The sequence below is a fragment of the Mucilaginibacter phenanthrenivorans genome (genome assembly GCF_024721155.1).
Taxonomy (GTDB): Bacteria; Bacteroidota; Bacteroidia; order Sphingobacteriales; family Sphingobacteriaceae; genus Mucilaginibacter; species Mucilaginibacter phenanthrenivorans.
Genome location: NZ_JAHVAP010000005.1, coordinates 396,666 through 415,865 on the forward strand (window position 1 = coordinate 396,666; position 19,200 = coordinate 415,865).

General features: G+C 43.3%; 14 protein-coding genes. 4 read left to right on the forward strand and 10 right to left on the reverse strand.

The window, feature by feature from the left end:
• Nucleotides 1-29: 29 nt before the first annotated feature.
• Nucleotides 30-1,346 (reverse strand): adenosylhomocysteinase, encoded by a 1,317-nt coding sequence (gene ahcY, locus KXD93_RS13940; protein ID WP_258137749.1) that lies wholly within the window; start codon nucleotides 1,344-1,346, stop codon nucleotides 30-32.
• A 102-nt stretch (nucleotides 1,347-1,448) separates the two neighbouring features.
• Here ahcY and KXD93_RS13945 point away from each other — a divergent pair, with 102 nt between their 5' ends.
• Nucleotides 1,449-2,153 carry a hypothetical protein gene (locus KXD93_RS13945; protein WP_258137750.1) on the forward strand — a complete coding sequence of 235 codons (705 nt, stop codon included), beginning with the start codon at nucleotides 1,449-1,451 and terminating at the stop codon, nucleotides 2,151-2,153.
• A gap of 34 nt (nucleotides 2,154-2,187) precedes the next feature.
• Here KXD93_RS13945 and KXD93_RS13950 read toward each other — a convergent pair whose 3' ends face one another.
• Both KXD93_RS13950 and KXD93_RS13955 read right to left on the reverse strand, forming a co-directional pair.
• Entirely contained in the window at nucleotides 2,188-2,607 is a 420-nt protein-coding gene (locus KXD93_RS13950; RefSeq protein WP_258137751.1) for a bactofilin family protein, read from the reverse strand.
• 14 nt (nucleotides 2,608-2,621) lie between these two features.
• On the reverse strand, nucleotides 2,622-3,488 hold the full coding sequence (locus KXD93_RS13955) for a M23 family metallopeptidase (RefSeq protein ID WP_258137752.1): 867 nt from the start codon (nucleotides 3,486-3,488) through the stop codon (nucleotides 2,622-2,624).
• Between the two features lie 263 nt (nucleotides 3,489-3,751).
• On the opposite strand from KXD93_RS13955, the gene KXD93_RS13960 reads away from it, so the two are divergent.
• Nucleotides 3,752-4,162 (forward strand): BrxA/BrxB family bacilliredoxin, encoded by a 411-nt coding sequence (locus KXD93_RS13960; RefSeq protein ID WP_258137753.1) that lies wholly within the window; start codon nucleotides 3,752-3,754, stop codon nucleotides 4,160-4,162.
• 124 nt (nucleotides 4,163-4,286) lie between these two features.
• Here the strand turns inward: KXD93_RS13960 and KXD93_RS13965 are convergent, their stop codons facing one another.
• The 6 genes from KXD93_RS13965 to KXD93_RS13990 all read right to left on the reverse strand — a co-directional run bounded on the left by KXD93_RS13965 (nucleotide 4,287) and on the right by KXD93_RS13990 (nucleotide 14,823).
• The gene (locus tag KXD93_RS13965; RefSeq protein ID WP_258137754.1) at nucleotides 4,287-4,781 is read right to left on the reverse strand and encodes an outer membrane beta-barrel protein; all 495 of its coding nucleotides are present in this window, start codon (nucleotides 4,779-4,781) and stop codon (nucleotides 4,287-4,289) included.
• The gene (locus KXD93_RS13970) at nucleotides 4,702-4,953 is read right to left on the reverse strand and encodes a hypothetical protein (RefSeq protein WP_258137755.1); all 252 of its coding nucleotides are present in this window, start codon (nucleotides 4,951-4,953) and stop codon (nucleotides 4,702-4,704) included. The genes KXD93_RS13965 and KXD93_RS13970 overlap by 80 nt, the downstream gene beginning before the upstream one ends.
• A gap of 136 nt (nucleotides 4,954-5,089) precedes the next feature.
• Nucleotides 5,090-7,462: an ABC transporter permease gene (locus KXD93_RS13975; RefSeq protein ID WP_258137756.1), complete on the reverse strand. Its 2,373-nt coding sequence runs from the start codon at nucleotides 7,460-7,462 to the stop codon at nucleotides 5,090-5,092.
• A 76-nt stretch (nucleotides 7,463-7,538) separates the two neighbouring features.
• Nucleotides 7,539-9,923 (reverse strand): ABC transporter permease, encoded by a 2,385-nt coding sequence (locus tag KXD93_RS13980; protein WP_258137758.1) that lies wholly within the window; start codon nucleotides 9,921-9,923, stop codon nucleotides 7,539-7,541.
• A 67-nt stretch (nucleotides 9,924-9,990) separates the two neighbouring features.
• Nucleotides 9,991-12,354, reverse strand: coding sequence for an ABC transporter permease (locus KXD93_RS13985; RefSeq protein ID WP_258137759.1), 2,364 nt, complete (start codon nucleotides 12,352-12,354; stop codon nucleotides 9,991-9,993).
• A gap of 75 nt (nucleotides 12,355-12,429) precedes the next feature.
• Nucleotides 12,430-14,823: an ABC transporter permease gene (locus tag KXD93_RS13990; RefSeq protein ID WP_258137760.1), complete on the reverse strand. Its 2,394-nt coding sequence runs from the start codon at nucleotides 14,821-14,823 to the stop codon at nucleotides 12,430-12,432.
• A 404-nt stretch (nucleotides 14,824-15,227) separates the two neighbouring features.
• Here KXD93_RS13990 and KXD93_RS13995 point away from each other — a divergent pair, with 404 nt between their 5' ends.
• Together KXD93_RS13995 and KXD93_RS14000 are read left to right on the forward strand one after the other, a co-directional pair.
• Nucleotides 15,228-17,726 (forward strand): M1 family metallopeptidase, encoded by a 2,499-nt coding sequence (locus tag KXD93_RS13995; protein ID WP_258137761.1) that lies wholly within the window; start codon nucleotides 15,228-15,230, stop codon nucleotides 17,724-17,726.
• Between the two features lie 218 nt (nucleotides 17,727-17,944).
• Nucleotides 17,945-18,307: a hypothetical protein gene (locus tag KXD93_RS14000; RefSeq protein WP_258137763.1), complete on the forward strand. Its 363-nt coding sequence runs from the start codon at nucleotides 17,945-17,947 to the stop codon at nucleotides 18,305-18,307.
• 29 nt (nucleotides 18,308-18,336) lie between these two features.
• Here KXD93_RS14000 and KXD93_RS14005 read toward each other — a convergent pair whose 3' ends face one another.
• Nucleotides 18,337-19,191 carry a sterol desaturase family protein gene (locus tag KXD93_RS14005; protein ID WP_258137764.1) on the reverse strand — a complete coding sequence of 285 codons (855 nt, stop codon included), beginning with the start codon at nucleotides 19,189-19,191 and terminating at the stop codon, nucleotides 18,337-18,339.
• Between the last annotated feature and the right edge of the window lie 9 nt (nucleotides 19,192-19,200).

A 19,200-nucleotide genomic window follows, 5' to 3' on the forward strand; every position in this document is an offset into this window, starting at 1 on the left:
ACGGAAAACCTTTCGGCTTTCGCCTCAAATTAGTACCTGTAATACTCCGGTTTAAACGGCCCATCAACAGTAACACCGATATACTCAGCCTGGTCCTGGTCTAAAACTTCCAGCTCAACACCAATTTTGGCAAGGTGTAAACGGGCAACTTTTTCGTCAAGGTGTTTTGGCAGGGTGTAAACTTTGTTTTCGTATTGCGCACCGTTGTTCCAAAGCTCCAACTGAGCCAAAGTTTGGTTGGTGAACGAGTTACTCATTACAAAGCTTGGGTGACCGGTTGCGCAACCTAAGTTAACCAAACGACCTTCCGCTAAAATGATCAGGTCTTTACCGTCGATTGTATATTTGTCAACCTGTGGCTTGATTTCAATTTTTGAATCGCCATAAGTACCGTTTAACCAGGCCATGTCAATCTCGTTATCAAAGTGACCGATGTTACAAACGATAGCTTTATCTTTCAAAGCACGGAAGTGTTTTTCGCGAACGATGTTCATGTTACCTGTAGCGGTAACAACAATATCAGCTTCAGGGATAGCAGTGTCAAGCTTCTTAACTTCAAAGCCTTCCATAGCAGCCTGCAATGCGCAGATAGGATCAATTTCGGTAACGATAACACGTACACCTGAATTACGCAATGAATCGGCCGAACCTTTTCCTACGTCGCCATAACCACAAACAACAGCTACTTTACCGGCCATCATTACGTCAGTAGCACGACGGATCGCGTCAACTAATGATTCGCGGCAACCGTATTTGTTATCGAATTTCGATTTGGTAACCGAATCGTTTACGTTGATAGCTGGCATTGGCAATGTACCGGCTTTAACACGCTCATATAAGCGGTGTACACCGGTAGTAGTTTCTTCTGATAAACCTTTAATATCGGCAACCAGTTCAGGAAATCTATCCAGAACCATGTTGGTTAAATCACCGCCATCATCAAGGATCATGTTCAATGGCTTGCGGTCTTCACCGAAAAATAAAGTTTGCTCAATGCACCAGTCAAATTCTTCGGCGTTCATACCCTTCCAGGCATAAACAGAAACACCAGCGGCAGCAATAGCAGCAGCGGCATGATCCTGGGTTGAGAATATATTACATGACGACCAGGTAACTTCAGCACCCAGCTCAATCAAAGTTTCAATTAAAACAGCAGTTTGGATAGTCATGTGCAGGCAACCGGCAATGCGTGCGCCCTTTAATGCTTTCGACGGACCGTACTCTTTACGTAAAGCCATTAAGCCCGGCATTTCGGCCTCAGCTAATTCTATCTCCTTGCGACCCCATTGAGCCAATGAAAAGTCTTTTACCTTGTATTTGGTGTAAGCAGTTTCTACTGATGACATAGTTGTTTAATTTTTTTTCAAAGGTAAGGCATACCTTTATGAAAATGAAATCCGGGAGTTTAAGTTGCCCTATGGCAAGTTAAAACCTATATATTTACGGTAATGAAAGCGGAAATATTCTCTCACACTAAATTAATAGGCTCGGTTCAACTTCGGGTCGGCGATGACAGTATGGGCCATCTTTATGGTGAGTTTTCGCCAGCCAAAAGCTATTACAACGATGTGCGAGACTATGTTTGGAGATTTAATGCCTTAACTGTACCCGATTTTGAAGAATGGTTCACCTTAAATTTAAATGTACAGTTGAATAACGGATACTTTATTTATGCTGCCGGTGGGATAACCTTCAATGATTCATGGAACTTTCCAAACAGGCCGATACAGGTTGATATTATCGGTATCGACTGGCACGTTATTGATGATTTTTTTCTTCAACCTGTGTCCAGGTCATTTACGGAAGAACCATGGGAGCCTATATCAATTGAACAAAAGCTTTTGTTTGAAGAAGAGTTGCAGAAGGAATTGGGCATTTACTCCCCCAATATATCACTGTCCATTTTCAAACTTTTCAATAATGCACAAGCACATCCTCTTGCAGACTTTTATTTCGCCGCACTTTGTCGGAGGAATGACGACATTTTGTTTGTAAGCAGAAAAAAAGAAATTGACACCCAATTTGCTGTTATTCACCTAACATGGAAAGGTTCTACCGAGAAAAAAAACTTTCCCGTAACAACTTTTTATAAAGATTTTGACGAGTTCAAATATCTAAAAATGTATCCCGACAAAGTTGATTGGGAAGATTAAAACATAATCAACTCAATAAACCCAATCAACTTAATCAACCAACTTCCAAAACCTTCTGCTCTTTCTTAGGCAGTTTATTGGTTTGTGCAAGCTTGTTGTTTTGGGTCATGGAGAGGCTGCCGTTATAAACAGCGCCGTTTTCAACGGTAAGGGTTTGGGTCCTTATCTCGCCGGTAACTTTGCCCGATGCTTTAATTTCGAGGGAATTTGTTTGGATATTGCCGTTTACCACGCCGTAAACAACCATTTCCTTTGTAATAACGTTGCCATGTATTGATCCGGCTTCGCCTAATATCAGTCCTTCATCAACCATAACATCGCCGGTTACCTGCCCGTCTATCCGCGCAACCGATGGCGCCTTTAGGTTGCCATCGAAAATGGAACCTTCACTAATCAGTGTCGATATTGATTGCAGGTCTAACGAAACTTTTTCCTTCTTTGAAAATAATGCCATGATTGTTCCTGGTATTAATTGTTAAGTGTCAAAAATTTTATTGGGTTGATGGCCTTGCCATTTTTGCGAACTTCATAGTGGAGATGCGTTCCGGTTGAGTGCCCGGTTGATCCTACCTCGCCAATTTTTTGGCCAACGGTAACTTCCTGCCCAACCCTCACCGAAATCTTCGACAGGTGGCCATACAGGGTTTCGAAGCTATTGGCATGTGCAATACGAACACAGTTGCCGTAACCCCCATACCAGCCTGCAAAAACAACCTTGCCCGTTGCGGTACATTTGGCTTCATCGCCGCGGTTTCCCTTAAAATCGATGCCCGGATGAAATTCAGCGCTTGCTGAATTAAAGGGATCACTGCGGTATCCAAAGTATGAAGTTAGCGAGCTTACACGCGGATAACCCATAGGCGTAAAGGCCACGGTATGTACCAGCCTGTTCAGGTATTCATCATATAACGAATAGGTTTCAGAATCGGTAAGCTTGGCGGCTTCCGCGTTACCGTTTCCGCCAACAGCGGCTGTTGAAAAGCCTTTTAAGCCGCGTTTTCTTAAATAGTTGTTTATGGTTTGTAGTTTAACTTCTATCGACTGGATATAGCTTTGAGCAGTGTTTGTTTTTTTTACTTCGATGTTGGGTGGAGGAATTTCACCCTTTAGTTTTACCAGTTGTGCCACCAGGCGTAATCTTTCTTCTTCCTGCTGTCCGCTTTTATGGTTCAAATAAATAACCGATAATGTTAAAGTGGTGATAACTGCTAAAACGGCAAACAGGTAATGCTTTAGGCGATTGATGTGTTTTGTCTTGACTTGAAGTGTTTGAGAACCTTCCTTATTCTTATTAACAATGATGACGGTACTAACGTCAGACGGTTTCAATTTCATCAGTTTACTAATTAGGGACGGCAAGATAGGAGTTTGGGTTATAAAAACAAAATGTTTGTTTGCCTCTGAATTCTTAAGTCATTAGTATAAAGTTATTAGTCTGAAGTAAAAAATTTGGCATGATTTTCTTCCAACTTCGGACTAACGACTTCTGGCTTAGGACTCCTCCCACCGTCAGCAGATTGTTATTATTCTGAATTTTAAGTTGTAAAGCCCAATCATTTGTTATTTTTGTTGTCGAATTTAGAAAAAAAGAGAAAAAGATGTATCCAGAATATTTAGTAGCCCCAATGCGGGAAGAGCTTACAAGAGTTGGCTTTGAAGAGTTAAAGGATGCAGATGCGGTTACTAAGGCTATTGAAAGCGAAGGCACCGTGTTTGTAATGGTAAATTCGGTTTGCGGTTGTGCGGCAGCAAATGCACGCCCGGCTGCACGTATGGCGGCCCAGAGCGAAAAACATCCTGATAAATTGGTAACAGTTTTTGCAGGTATGGAAGCTGATGCGGTTAACAAGGCTCGCGCTTATATGCTGCCTTATCCTCCGTCATCACCGGCTATGGCTTTATTTAAGGATGGCAAACTGGTTCATATTATCGAGCGTCATCAGATTGAAGGTCGCCCGGCACAAATGATTGCTGATAACCTTATCGGTGCATTTGAGCAGTATTGCTAGTTAAGCATAAAGATCAAAGCAAAAAGCTGAAGAGGGATAACCTGTTCAGCTTTTTGCTTTCGGTAAAAAAACTTAGCTCTTTTCTTGCTTTCAGCTTTAGTCTTTCTGCTTTAAGCTAAAGCTACTACCTAAAGAAATATCCTACCGAAAACTGAAAACCCTGATTTTTAACTTTGCCGCTGGTATTGGATGAGCCGGCGAAAGATTGGCCGTATCCCGCATTCAGTATAACGCCCATAGGTAATTCGTATCCCGCTAAAACATTAAAGCCAAAATCCGGATTTTTTATTTCACCATCACCGTTGCCAAATTTTACGTCCTGGTTTTGCGTTGCTGTTTGACCATCAACATTGGAAGTTACCGAGGCATTCCCCGAAAGGCCATAACCTATATACGGGCCCGCACCAAAAAACATCTTCCCAACTCCCGCCGGAACTTTGTAAATAAAATTAACCGGAACTTCGAGGTAATTGAGTTTGGTTTTTACCACAGCAGTCCCTTTAAATCTTTCGTCGCCAAAATTTATATCAATATCTGCGTTAGTCTTGCCTCCTTTTGTGGTGAAAAAAAATACCGGGCTGGATTGAAAATGACTCGAAGCCAATAGCAACCAAACCACCGATATGAAACCCGACGAGGTACTTATCAGATGAAGAGGATAGCCCAAAGGTGGTAGATTGTACAGGCACCTGGGTGAGGTTTAATCCGCCCTTAATTCCATAGGTAATGGTTTGTGCAAAGGCACCGGAAAAGGCGATTAACAACCCGGCAAGTAAAAGTATTTTTTTCATGGTTGAGGTTTTAATTGTAGAATAAAAGTATTTATTTAAACTTAAAATACAACAAGCACTTTTATAAAGGGTGACCTGCGAGAACGCAGGTCACTGGAGTACGTTTTTTAACTAAGCTCTGGCCTCTAATCTCTAATCACTCAGAGCGTAAACTCTTTATAGGATTTATCAATGCTGCCCTTATTGCTTGTAAACTTACCGTTGCCAACGCGATGAGGATGATCAACCCGGCTGAAAGGGCGAAGATCCACCATTGTACCGGCGTATGGTACGCAAATGATTGAAGCCAGTAATTCATGGCATATGAAGCAACCGGAATCGCAATCAGCAGGGCTATTAGCACCAGCCATAAAAACTCAGCAGATAACAAGGCAAATAATGATGTTACACTTGCGCCAAGTACCTTGCGAATCCCAATTTCCTTTACCCTTTGTTCGGCAGTAAACATGGCAAGACCCAGCAGCCCGAGGCATGAAATAAAAATAGCCAGGAACGCAAAGCCATCAGAAAGCTTGCTGACGATCTGCTCACTGTTGTAAAGCTTGTTGTATTCGTCGTCTGAGAACGTATAAGTAAACTGGAAGTTAGGGTTCATTTGCCGGCAAATGCCTTCCAGGCTGGTGAGTGCCTGCTTAGTTTTACCAGGCATCGTACGCACCAGTATCATGCCATCGCCGGCCTTCTCGCCGCAATACAAGATCAACGGTTTGATCTTATCATGCAGCGAACTGAAATGGAAATCCTTTATCACACCAATTATCTTTCCCTTTGCACCCCAAATGGTTAAGGGCTTGCCAATGGGGTTGGAGTAACCCAACCTTTTCACCGCTTCTTCATTAACTACATAACCGGCAGTATCGGTAGCAAAATCCCTTGAGAAGTCGCGGCCGGCAACCATGCTAAGCTTAACGGTGCTCACAAAATCATACCCTACCGCGGCATCGCTGAACGAAACTTTGGTGCTGGGGTCCTTGCCTTCCCAATCTACATAAACAGTAGAATTGCTGATGGTTGTAGGCGGATTACTGCTGCGGGATATAGACTTAATGCCGGGTAACTTAAGCGCTTCGTTCTTAAAAGTTTCATAACCTTGTGCCAGGTTTCCCTCCACGGAAATATAAACAAGATTATCCCTGTCGAACCCAAGATTGGTGGACTGGATATAGCTAACCTGGCGTGATACGATAATGGTTCCTATTATTAAAACTACCGAAAGCACAAACTGGAACACCACCAGTCCCTTGCGAAACAGGGTTGTACCGGAATCAAGCTTTAAACCACCCTTTAAAACCTTAACCGGGTTAAATGAAGACAGGAACAAGGCCGGGTAACTACCGGAAATAATCCCTGTAATAAGCGTAATTAACACCAGCTTCAACCAGAATGATGCTTCGCTAAATGGCAGTTTGATTTGTTTTTGGGTGACCTGGTTAAATGCTGGCAGTAAAACTACCAGCAGCACGAGTGCGACTACTACCGCTATTGAAGTAAGTAATATGGATTCGCTGATAAACTGCTTGATGAGCACGCTTCGCAGCGCGCCTACAACCTTGCGTACGCCTATTTCCTTTGCCCTCTTTACCGAACGTGCTGTTGTAAGGTTCATGAAGTTGATACACGCTATCAGCAGGATAAATATGGCTACAATGCTGAACAGGTTTACATAGCCGATCCTCCCGCCATCCACTTTTCCATTGGTAAATGTGCCGTGCAGGTAAGTTTCGCCAAAACGCTGCAGGGCCAGTTCCTGGGTAAAGGTTCCCTTCTTTTCAGATTTGTCGAGGTTCTCTAAAAGATGAGTTATCTTTTTATTAACCAGGTCCGGGCTGGCATCGGCACGTAATTGCACATAAGTAAAGGGGGTGTTGTTGCCCCATTCCTTTGCCCATGGGTTATCCTCCAAAAATGAGGACCAATTGACCAGGTAATCGAATTTTATGGATGAATTTGCACCTACGTTTTCAAATACCGATGTAATTACAAAATCCTTGCGGTTATCAAGCCTGATGGTTTTACCCATTGCCTCCTGCCCGCTTCCAAAAAAATCCAGCGCCATTTTTTGCGAAATGGAAATTCCTAAGGGATTGCTTAAGGCGCTTTGTGCGTTGCCCTGCACCAATGGAAAGCTGAACATCTTAAAAAAGTCAGCATCCGCTGAGCCGCCCTTTATCTTCAGCACCTTATCGCCTACCTTAAAAGTGTGCTCGTCGTAAAATACAGCGTTGGTGGCATATTGAATTTCGGGGATCACCCGCTTCATTTCGGCAGCTAACACTCCTGGCGTATAATATTGTGTGTTTACCTTATTATCGTAATATTGGCGTTCATAAACGGTAAACAAGCTTTTACCATTTTTATGAAAGGCATCCATTCCAAGCTCATTTTGCACCCATAACAAAATCAGCAGGCTGCATGCCAGTCCCACAGAAAGGCCGGCCATATTTATAAATGTATGTGCCTTGTTCCTCACCAGGTTCCGAAAGGCAACTTTTAAATAGTTCTTTATCATGTTTAGTTCATAGTTGATGGTTCATAGTTCATAGCCGGAGTTAGCCTTTAACTAATCTCTGGTCTCTGACCTCTAATCACTCTGATTTCAGACTCTTCACCGGGTTCACCAGCGCAGCTTTAATACTTTGGTAGCTTACCGTAAGTAAGGTAATCGTGATGGCTCCGGCTCCTGTTGTAGCAAACACCCACCACGATAGCTCAGCATGGTAGCTGTAATGTTGCAGCCATGCATGCATAAAAAAGTAAGCAAGCGGTACAGCAATTAGCAGTGCGATAATAACCAGCGCGACAAAATCAACCGACAATAATCGCCACAGACCGAACACTGTTGCGCCCAATACCTTGCGGATCCCAAGCTCTTTCGTACGCTGCTCCGCCATAAACGATGCCATACCAAATAGCCCCAGGCAGCTGATGAAAATAGCCAGTACCGAAAATGCACCTGCCAGCTTACCTATCCGCTCTTCGGTAGCAAATTTCTTTGCGTATTCATCATCAGCAAATTTGCAAGCAAATGGAACAGATGGAGAGTAGGTTTTACACACAGCAGCAATTTTGCTGAGCGCTTCGTGCATACTGACCTTGGGGTTTATTTTTATAATAATATCATCAAATCCGCCGCGGCCAATACTGAAAATAGTTTGCCTGACCGGCTCATACGGCGATTGCATCACCATATCATTCACCACGCCAATCACGGTTAAATATCTTGGTCCCACCTTTATGATCTCGCCAACCGGATTTTTAAGATTCATATATTTCACAGCTGCCTGGTTCAGCACAACGGATAACGAATCTGTAGTAAACTGGCTCGAGAAATCGCGGCCCTCGACAAATTGCCAGCCTACAGTTTTGCCATATTCTGTGGTTACCTTAACATTGCCGAAAGAAGCGGATACTGCCGGTTCCTTCCCCTTCCATTCCAGGTCGCCGCGGTTATTATTAAGCCCGGTGGTTGGGCTCGACGATCCCGTTAACTCTTTTACCGCTCCTGTCTTTAACAAATCTGTCCTGAATGCATAAAACTGCCGGTTCAGGTCATCGTTCGTGGTTTCGATCGCAACCAGGCCGTCCCGGCTGTAGCCAACAGGTCGGTTTTGGGCAAACTGAACCTGTTTAAAAACGATGATGGTACCAATTATCAAAACAACCGAAACCGTAAACTGCATAACCACCAGCACCTTGCGCGGAATGGCCGCCAGCGGACCAGCCTTGAACGCTCCCTTTAATACCTTAACTGGCTGAAACGACGATAGGTATAAAGCGGGATAAATACCGGCAATTAATCCTGTAAATAAGGTAAAGCTTACGCCCATCAGCCAGAATAGCGGCTTATCCCATAAAATAGTCATTTGCTTGTTGGCAATATTGTTAAAATAAGGCAACGCAAGCCATACCAGCGCCAGTGAAAACACGAACGCCAGTACGGCCACCAGCATCGATTCGCAAAAAAACTGGCTGATCAACTGTCCGCGCAATGAGCCGATAGCTTTACGGATACCTACCTCCTTAGCGCGTTTTTCACTCCGGGCGGTGCTCAAATTCATAAAGTTGATGCAAGCCAGTAACAACACAAACGCACCGATAATACCCAGCAGCCATACATATTGAATTGCACCGCCAACATTTATCCCATTCTTAAATTCTGAGTACAGGTGCCATTTACTCATTGGCTGCAGGAACATTTCAGGCTTCCTTTTGGCTTCCTCCTGGTTTATTTTGTTCAGCTTTATGTTCTTTATTTTTTTAGACACCCTCCCCATATCAGCATTATCAGCTACCTGTACATACATAAACAGCGAATTATCGCTCCAGTTATTAGGGTCGCGCTGAATCCAATCCTTGTTGTTAGCGAAAAAATCCCAGGGGGCCATAAAGGCTACATCGTGAAACGTGGCATTGCGCGGCAGATCTTCATAAACGCCCGAAACGCTAAATGAGGCCTTGTTATCAAGCTTTACAGTTTGGTTTATGGGATCAGCATCGCCAAACAACGCCTTCGCCACAGATTGTGAGATCAGTATCCCCGACTGCCCGTTCAGCCCATTGCGGGTTCCTTTGAGCATTTTAAGGGTAAGCATATCGGGCGCTTCTGCACTCATAAAACTGCCGGGATAGGAGATATTCTTATCACCAACAGCTAACACATGCGGATCATTAAACGATGCCATAACGATGTGCTTAAAATCGCTGCCATAGCTTTTACGCATTTCGGCATCCAGCGGCAACGGAATAGTTCCGCCGGTATTTACAGCGCCATTGGACGTGGAGCGCTCCATTACCTGGGCAATATTTTTATAATTCTGGTGATATTTATCAAACGACAGCTCATCCCAGATCCACAAACCAATCAGCATAGCTACAGCAATACCCACCGCCAGGCCGCCGATATTGATCAATGACGAAGCCTTGTTACTCAAAATACTCCGCGAGGCAATTTTTAAATAGTTCTTTATCATGGTTAGTTCATAGTTAATGGTTCATAGTTCATAGCCGGAGCTTTTTTTAACTAATCTCTGCCTCTAATCACTCGGAACGCAGGCTCTTTATAGGGTTTACCAGCGCTGCCTTAATTGCATGGAAACTAACCGTCGCCATAGCGATTAAAATTATCAGGCCACCTGCCAGGGCAACCATCCACCATTGCATAGTTGTATGGTAGGCAAATCCCTGCAGCCATTTACTCATGGCATACCACGTAACCGGCGAAGCAATCAGCAATGAAATCACTACCAGTATCAAAAACTCCGACGATAATAATGCAAACAGCGAGCTTACCTTTGCTCCTAATACTTTGCGGATACTAATTTCTTTAACGCGCTGTTCTGCGGTAAACATAACCAAACCTAAAAGGCCCAGGCACGAAATAAAAATGCCGATGGACGCAAAATAATTGCAAAGCTTATTTACCACCTGTTCGCTGTTGTACAATTTGGCATATTCCAGGTCAGAAAACTGGTACGAAAATGTGAAGTCGGGATTAAGCTCTTTGCCTATCTTTTCGAGCCCGGCTACTACTTGCTTTGTTTTGCCGGCTTTAATACGGACCAGTATTGTGCCCCATTTTTGATTATCAGCCAGGCGGATAACCAGTGGCCCGATGGCCTCGTGCAATGAGTTGAAATGAAAATCTTTCAGCACGCCTACAATCTGGCCTTTGCGGTCGTCCCATGATAAAGGACGGCCGACTGCGTTTTGATAGCCCATTTTTTTAGCGGCGGCCTCATTTACAAGGTAGTTTGCCGAGTCGGCAAATTCTTTTGAGAAATCGCGTCCACCGGTTAGCTGCAGCTTCATCGTTTTCACAAAATCATATCCAACCGTGGCATCAGAAAACGACGCCGGTTGATTTGGATCTTTGCCTTCCCAACTAATGTCGGTCCTTGAATGGCCTATTACTGTGGGCGATTCCTTCATTTTTGAGATGGACTGTACGCCGGGCATCTGCGATGCCTCATATTTAAACAAATCGTAATTTTTAATCAAATCTCCTTCTAGGGGGACATAAAGCAGGTTTTCGCGATTATACCCCAGGTTTTTACCCTGGATATAATTCATCTGCCCCGAAACCACGATGGTGCCTATAATAAGGATAATTGATAGTGTAAACTGGAAAACAACTAGCCCTTTTCTGAAAAACGTTGCGCCCCGCCCAAATTTAAGGCTGCCTTTTAACACCCGAACCGGGTTTAACGATGACAGGAAAATAGCAGGATATCCGCCCGATAATAACCCGGTTATTATCAGCACGCCTGCCAAAGCCAGCCAGTAAACCGGTTGTCCCGCTTGTATCACAATCTGCTTTCCGGTAATATTGTTAAATTCAGGCAATAACGATACAACTATCAGAATCGCTATAATCATTGATATAAATGAAAGGAGCAGCGCTTCACTCATAAATTGGCTTATTAAGCTTATCCTGGCCGCGCCCATAACTTTCCGCACGCCAACTTCCCTGGCCCGTTTTATTGAGCGGGCGGTAGCCAGGTTCATAAAATTAATGCAGGCAATAAGTAAAATAACGATGGCCACTAAACTAAAAATGCTTACATATTCAATCCTGCCACCGTCAGCCATTCCGTTTTTAAATGTTGAATGCAGGTATTTTTCTGTATAAGGTTGCAATGCAAGTTCGGTGCGGAGCCCTGTTGTGGCTGGCCTGTAAAAGCTGAGAAAATCTTTAATTTTAGCTGCTACCTTCTTAGGATCGGCACCAGGGCGTAGCTGTATATAAGTTGACGGGCTGGAACTGTTCCAGTTATTTGCCCACGTATTTTCGGCAACAAAAGCCTTCCAGCTTTTCAAAAAATCAAATTGCTGCGATGAGTTAGCCGGCAAATTTTCAAAAATCGCGGTTACCACCAAATTGTCCTTGTTTTCATATCGAATGGCCTTCCCCATTGCATTATCAACCGAACCGAAAAAAGCTTCGGCCATTTTACGGGAAATTGCAAGGCTGTTGGCGGCAGTCAAAGCACTACTGGGCGTTCCCTTTAAAAGTTGATAGCTAAACATTTTCAAAAAATCTGCCCCGGCATAAGTTCCATCCATTTTAAGCACTTTATTATCGACCTCAAACGTACGGGGATGATTTTGTTCCAGGCCGCTGGCATATTGAACCTCCGGCACTTTTCTTTTCAACTCATCGGCCAGTAACCCTTGTGTAACGTAGCTGGCATCGGTTACGCCTTGTTGTATACTGCGTTCATATACCTGGTATAATTGAGGTCCGTTGGCATGAAAGCCATCTACGCTACGCTCGTCCTGCACCCATAGCAAAATAAGCAGGCTGCAGGCCAACCCAATCGATAAACCGCCGATGTTAATAAATGTATGTGTCTTGCTCTTTACCAGGTTACGCCAGGCAATTTTAAAATAGTTCTTTATCATGTTTAGTTCATGGTTAATAGTTCATGGTTCATTGCCGGAATTCAACTAATCTCTGGCCTCTGGTCTCTAATTAACTTATTCCGTTTTAAGACTACTCACCGGGTTCATCAACGCTGCTTTTATGCTTTGGTAACTTACCGTGAGTATGGTTATGATGATTGCGCCGGCGGCTGTTCCTAAAAAGATCCACCAGGATAGGTCGGTGCGGTATTTGTAATCCTGCAGCCAGCCGTGCATAAAGTAATATGCTGTGGGGATGGCTATCAGCAATGAAATACTTACCAGCACTATAAAATCAACCGACATTAACTTCCATAAGCTGAATACCGAAGCGCCAAGCACCTTGCGTACGCCTAGCTCCTTGGTGCGCTGCTCGGCCATAAACGACGCCATTCCGAATAACCCCATACAGCTGATAAAGATGGCAAGCAGGGTAAAAAAGCCTGCGAGCTTGCCCACACGTTCCTCGTTGGCAAATTTCTTGGCATATTCCTCATCTGTAAACCTATAATCGAACGGGCTTCCCGGATCGTATCTTTTAAATACGGCTTCAATTTTAGCCAGGGCATCGTGGGTTCCCACTTTTGGATTCAAGCGGATATCAACTATATTGCCTACGCCGGTGTCCAATATAAATACACTGGGTTTTACCGGTTCGTATGGAGATGACATCAGCAGGTCTTTTATCACGCCTATCACTTTGAACTTTTTGCCCCATTCAACTATTTCCCCTACCGGTCGCTTAAAATTCATGAATTTCACAGCCGCCTCGTTGAGGATCATTGACGATGTATCGCCTACATATTCTCTTGAAAAGTCGCGCCCGTCTAAAATTTTCCAATTAGCAACCTTACCAAATTCGGGGCTCATACGGATGGTTCCGAAATCGTCCTGCAGGTCGGGCGCTTTACCCCTCCATTTTAAACCGCTGTTGTTTGAGTAAACATCGGTTAAGGGGCTGCCGGATTCGGCCATTTCTATAATTACTCCGCTTTGCAGCAGGTCGTTACGTACTGCGGCAAAACTCTTGTGGATCACATCGCTTTTCATGTTCATTTGTACAAGTCCTGTACGGTCATATCCAACCGGCCTGTTTTTGGTATGCTGCACCTGTTTAAAGACGATAACAGTACCAATAATTAAGGTAACCGAAACCGTAAATTGTAGCACCACCAACACTTTGCGCGGTATAGCAGCAAACCTGCCCGCCTTAAACGTACCTTTTAACACCTTAACAGGTTGAAACGACGACAAATAAAATGCCGGGTAGCTGCCTGCAATTAAGCCTGTGAGTAAGCTGAAGGTGATGCCTAAGATCCAGAAACCAGGGCTGGCCCAAAGGATCACCATAGTTTTATCGGCAACCTGGTTAAACCATGGTAATATCAATAATACGAGCACGATGGAAAACAGGAACGCAAAAACCACCACCAATAATGATTCGCTGAAAAACTGGGTGATCAATTGAATTCTTAAAGAGCCTACTGTTTTGCGAATACCCACTTCTTTCGCCCGTTTCTCCGACCGGGCTGTGCTCAGGTTCATAAAGTTGATGCAGGCCAGCAGCAGCACAAACACGCCGATAATGCCAAACATCCACACAAATTGTATAGCGCCCCCTGTGTTAATGCCATCCTTAAATTCAGAAAATAAGTGCCATTTATTCATAGGATGCAGAAAAACTACCGGTTTAAATGATGCACCTACATTATCGCCTTGTGCAGCAATATTTTTTGCTTTGATTTTGCTTATCCTGGCGTCAACTTTAGATATGTCTACGTTACTATTTAGCTGCGCGAAGATCTGGAATGAGTTATTTCCCCACTGTGTTGATGCTTGCTTTACCCATTGTTGGCTGCTCACATATAAATCCCATGGAATGATGATCGACAATTCGTTAAAGCTTGTATTGTGGGGCAGGTCCTCATAAATACCGGTAACCTTAACCAATTGCTGGTTGTCGAGCTTAATTGTTTTATTCATCGGATCGTCGTTCCCAAACATTGCCTTTGCTACTTTAGCGGAAAGCATAATGGATGACGGATCTTTTAAAGCTGCCCTTGTTCCCTTAAGCATTTTCAGGGTAAGCATGTCCGGTGCTTCCGCTTGCATAAAACTGCCCGGTTGCGTTATTTTTTTATCACCAACGGCCAAAATGTGATCATAATTCCAGCTGGAAAGTACTACATATTTAAAATCACTGCGGTAATCCTTACCCAGCATTGTGCCTAAGGGAATAGGCATAGCTATCTGGCTGCCCACCTTGCCGTTAAAGGTTTGGTGCTGCCATACCTGCACTATCCTGTCGTGATTCTGAAAGTATTTGTCATATGATAATTCATCCCAGATCCAAAGTCCGATCAGCATAGCCACCGCCATACCCACCGATAAGCCGGTTACATTAATAAACGTGTGCGCCTTGTTCTTTAAAAGGTTGCGCCAGGCAATTTTTAAATAGTTCTTTATCATGGTGTTAGTTTACTGGTTCACTTGTTCATTAGTTCATTGGTGTCTTTTTTAAAAGTAATGGCTAATATCTTAACCATCTGTACTTACGACTACCCTTTTCCTACACATGTTTTACAGCTACCAGGTAATAAAAGACATGCCATTTATTTAAATACCTATATATCAGAATATTATAAATTAAATCATCAATCACAAATGTTCGCATCCGAACAGTTGGCGTGCGTTTTTGACCCTTTGGTTCAATCTTGAATCAAAAAACAAAACCCGCTGCAGCTGTAACTTATTTGTATCCACATCGTCTTAGTTTTAATTGTCAAAACTTTATAGTTTTGTTTAAGTATTATAATATATACCCAAACTGACCCATACCAAAATTCTTTTATTAAAAACCATTATTCGTCATTATGATAACAACCAAAACGCTCTCCGCATTTATACTTTCGGGCCTTTTTAGCGGCCTGGCTATAACTGCTGCCAATGCTCAAACCGCTAAACCCGAAGATCCGGCATTGAAGATCTACCGGGCAACACCGCCCAGGATCAACGACCTGATCCACACCAAGCTTGATGTACGCTTCGATTACAAGAAACGCTACCTGTACGGCAAGGAATGGGTTACCTTGAAGCCACACTTTTATCCTACTGACAGCCTAAGGCTTGATGCCAAGGGCATGGACCTGAAAACCATTGCAGTGGTTAAGAATGGTAAAAACATCCCTTTAAAGTTTAAGTATGACGACAGCCTTACCGTAAATATTCAGCTGGATAAGGTTTATCATAACACAGAAAATTATACGATCTATATTGATTATACCTCGAAGCCAAATGAGCTGAAACAACAGGGCAGCGCGGCTATAACTGACGCTAAAGGTTTATATTTCATTAACCCGGACGGTACCGAAAAAGATAAGCCAACCCAGATTTGGACACAGGGCGAATCTGAAAGTTCTTCATGCTGGTTCCCTACTATCGACAAAACATCACAAAAAACAACTGACGAGATCAGCATGACAGTTCCGGCAAAGTATGTTACTTTGTCGAATGGCCGCCTGGCAAGTCAGAAGCTTAATGGCGATGGCACCCGCACCGATACCTGGAAACAGGAATTGCCGCACGCGCCTTATCTGTTTATGATGGCCGTTGGCGATTTTAAAATTTACAAGGACAAATGGCGCAACAAGGAGGTAAACTATTACCTGGAACCTAAATATGCACCTTATGCAAAACAGATCTTCGGGATGACGCCTGAATTGATTGAGTTTTATTCAACCACCCTGGGTGTTGATTTCCCATGGTATAAATATTCGCAGATCGTAGTTCGTGATTATGTGAGCGGTGCGATGGAGAATACTTCTGCAACGCTACATGGCGATTATGTGCAGGAAACCCCGCGCGAACTGATTGATGCTAATTATGATGCCGGTCGCAGTACTATTGCGCATGAGCTTTTCCACCAATGGTTTGGCGATTTGGTTACTGCCGAAAGCTGGAGCAACCTTACCGTAAACGAATCATTTGCTGACTTTAGCGAAATGCTTTGGGCTGAACATAAATACGGTAAAGACGAAGCTGATGCACACAGCAACGATGCCATGGTGAACTATCTGAGCTCGCCTGATGCAAAAACAAAGGACCTGGTACGTTTCCATTATAATAACGAGATGGATATGTTTGACGTAGTGACTTACCAAAAGGGTGGCCGTATTTTAAACATGCTGCGCAATTATTTAGGCAAGGATGCCTTTTACAAAGGCCTTAACATCTACCTAAAAACAAACGCGTTTAAAGCTGGCGAAGCACAACAATTGCGCTTAGCAGAAGAAGAAGCCAGTGGACTGGATCTGAACTGGTTCTTTAACCAATGGTATTATGGTGCAGGTCACCCGGTTTTAAACATCAGCTATAAATATGATGATGCGACCAAAACCGAAACCGTTTATTTAGCGCAAACCCAGGATGGCCAAACATTTAAATTGCCTATGGCTGTTGATATTTACGCCGGTGGTAAAAAGAACAGGTTTAAAGTTTGGATGAATGACAAGGCGGATACATTGACCTTCCCATCTGCAACAAAACCTGATTTGGTAAACGTTGATGCCGATAAAGTTTTACTTGTCAAAAAAACCGACGACAAAACACTTGATCAATTTGCGTTCCAATACTTTAACGCTCCGTTATACATGGATCGTTTTGAGGCGATAAACTTTGCTGCTGCGCACCAGGCCGATAAAACCGGGCAAAAAGTAATGATTGCTGCGTTAAAGGATAAATATTACGGCTTACGCATCAAAGCAATAAAAGCTTTGAACATGAGCATCGATGATATCCACAATGCTGCATTACCTGTATTAACCTCACTGGCACAAACTGATGAAAATACATTGGTTCGCGCTGCTGCCATCAGCAAGCTGGGTGCGTTAAAGGCATCCGGTAATTTAACGTTGTTTAAACAGGCATTGAGCAGCCAGTCGTACGCAGTACAGGGTGCGGCTTTAAGTGCAATTGCTTTATTGGATCCGGCACAATCATTAACATTAGCAAAGGGCTTTGAACAGGATAACAAAGGCGCGCTTAGCCAGGCCATCGTTACTACCTATGCAACAAATGGCGGCAGCGAGCAATGGCCTTATGTTTACAAGCAATACAGCGACGCGGGTCCGCAAACCAAGTTTGGCTTAACCCGCAGCTTTGCTGCTATGACCGGCCGTGTTGACAAACCTGAATATGCACAGCAGGGCATCACCGCGCTTAAGGAACTTGGCATTAAATACAAGCAATTTGGCGTAGCTCCGTTTATTACCGGTTTGTTAAACACCATAAAGACCGAGCGTACAAAATTGAATGACACCGCATCAGCAACTGCTGCCGACGAGGCTGTTAAAGCTGTTAACGACGCTAAATAAAAAATAGTTAATTGAGTTGATTAGGTTAGATTAAGTTGGATAATTAAATTCCATTTTCGATAACCCAATCAACTCAATCTAACTTAATCAACTACTTAACCTAAACTTTAACATTTTCCGAATCAAAATTAACGTGATTTAACAAATCTGTTTTTTACATTTGTTATTATACAAAGACACAAAGCATTGTGTCTCTACGTGAACTTTAAATAACCGTCATGAAAAAACTTGTATTTGCATGCATCCTGGTTAGCGGCGCCTACTCACTGCAGGCGCAAACTCAACAGCTTAAGCCAAAAGATTTTTCAAACCCAATGGAAAAATACTTTACACCTCCAACAGAGAGCAAGCCGGACGGCAACAATTTGTTAAAGCCAAAACTTGATCTTGATAAAGCTTGGACGCTGACGAGCAATATGGTTAAGCTAGACGGCCAGCCATTCTTCAGTAAAATGCCAATTATGAAGCTTGATGGATTTGACAATATGCCAATAGCAAAACTTGATGGGTATGATAATATGCCGATATTGGGTTTTGGTGCCGACAAGGCTAAGAAATTAAAGCAGGCGCAGAGTTATTGAACACTTAGCTCCATTGCCCCCTTATAAATCTACAACAACACTTCCTCCAGATTTGGAAAAGCAACACCCTCTTCCGGCGTTTGAAGTGCATCCCGGACTAATTTTTCCCGTTCACGTTGTACAATAACCTGCTCAAAATTTTCTTCGTATTTGGGGTGATTGGTTTTCATTACCCTGTCCCAGAAGTTAAAATAGATGCCGAAATTATATTTAACATAGCGGTGGTGCATGTTATGATGCGTGGCCGTATTGTGCCATTTAAACCATTTATTGGTGGCAAAGCCCCTTGGAAAAAACTCATGCCCCATATGACCGCCAACATTCATCATTAGCGTATAAGCGGAAAAAACAGTTATGGCAGACACGTGGTAAGGAATTGTAAATACGATCAGCGGAATAATGCTGACGTTTATCAGTGCCTCAACCGGGTGCAACGCATATGCGGAAAACGGGGTTGGGTTTAGCGACAAATGGTGTGTTCTGTGCACATACTTAAAGATTTTTTTCCAGTGCAGCAGTCGGTGTGCCCAGTAGTAATAAGCGTCGTGTACAACAATCATCAGTACGATGCTGAAAAAGTAGTACGCATAACCATATTTATTAATGGGATAATAAACCAATGTGTAACGCTCCCTCGTGGCCCACATTACCGGTAGTATCACCATTCCAAAGATAATCACTGTAAAAAAGGAATATTTTGCTTCGCGGATGATATGCTCCCTGCCCGGAAATTTTTGCTGGATCTTCAAATACCAGAACTCTTTTTTCTTCCATACATAAAAGAAAATGAAAACAGAGCCTGCAAATAACAAATATTCCAGGCTAAGCGTAAGGGACACACCTAATGCTTCTGCAATTTTTGACAATGTAGATAGTATTTGCATGCTAAAACA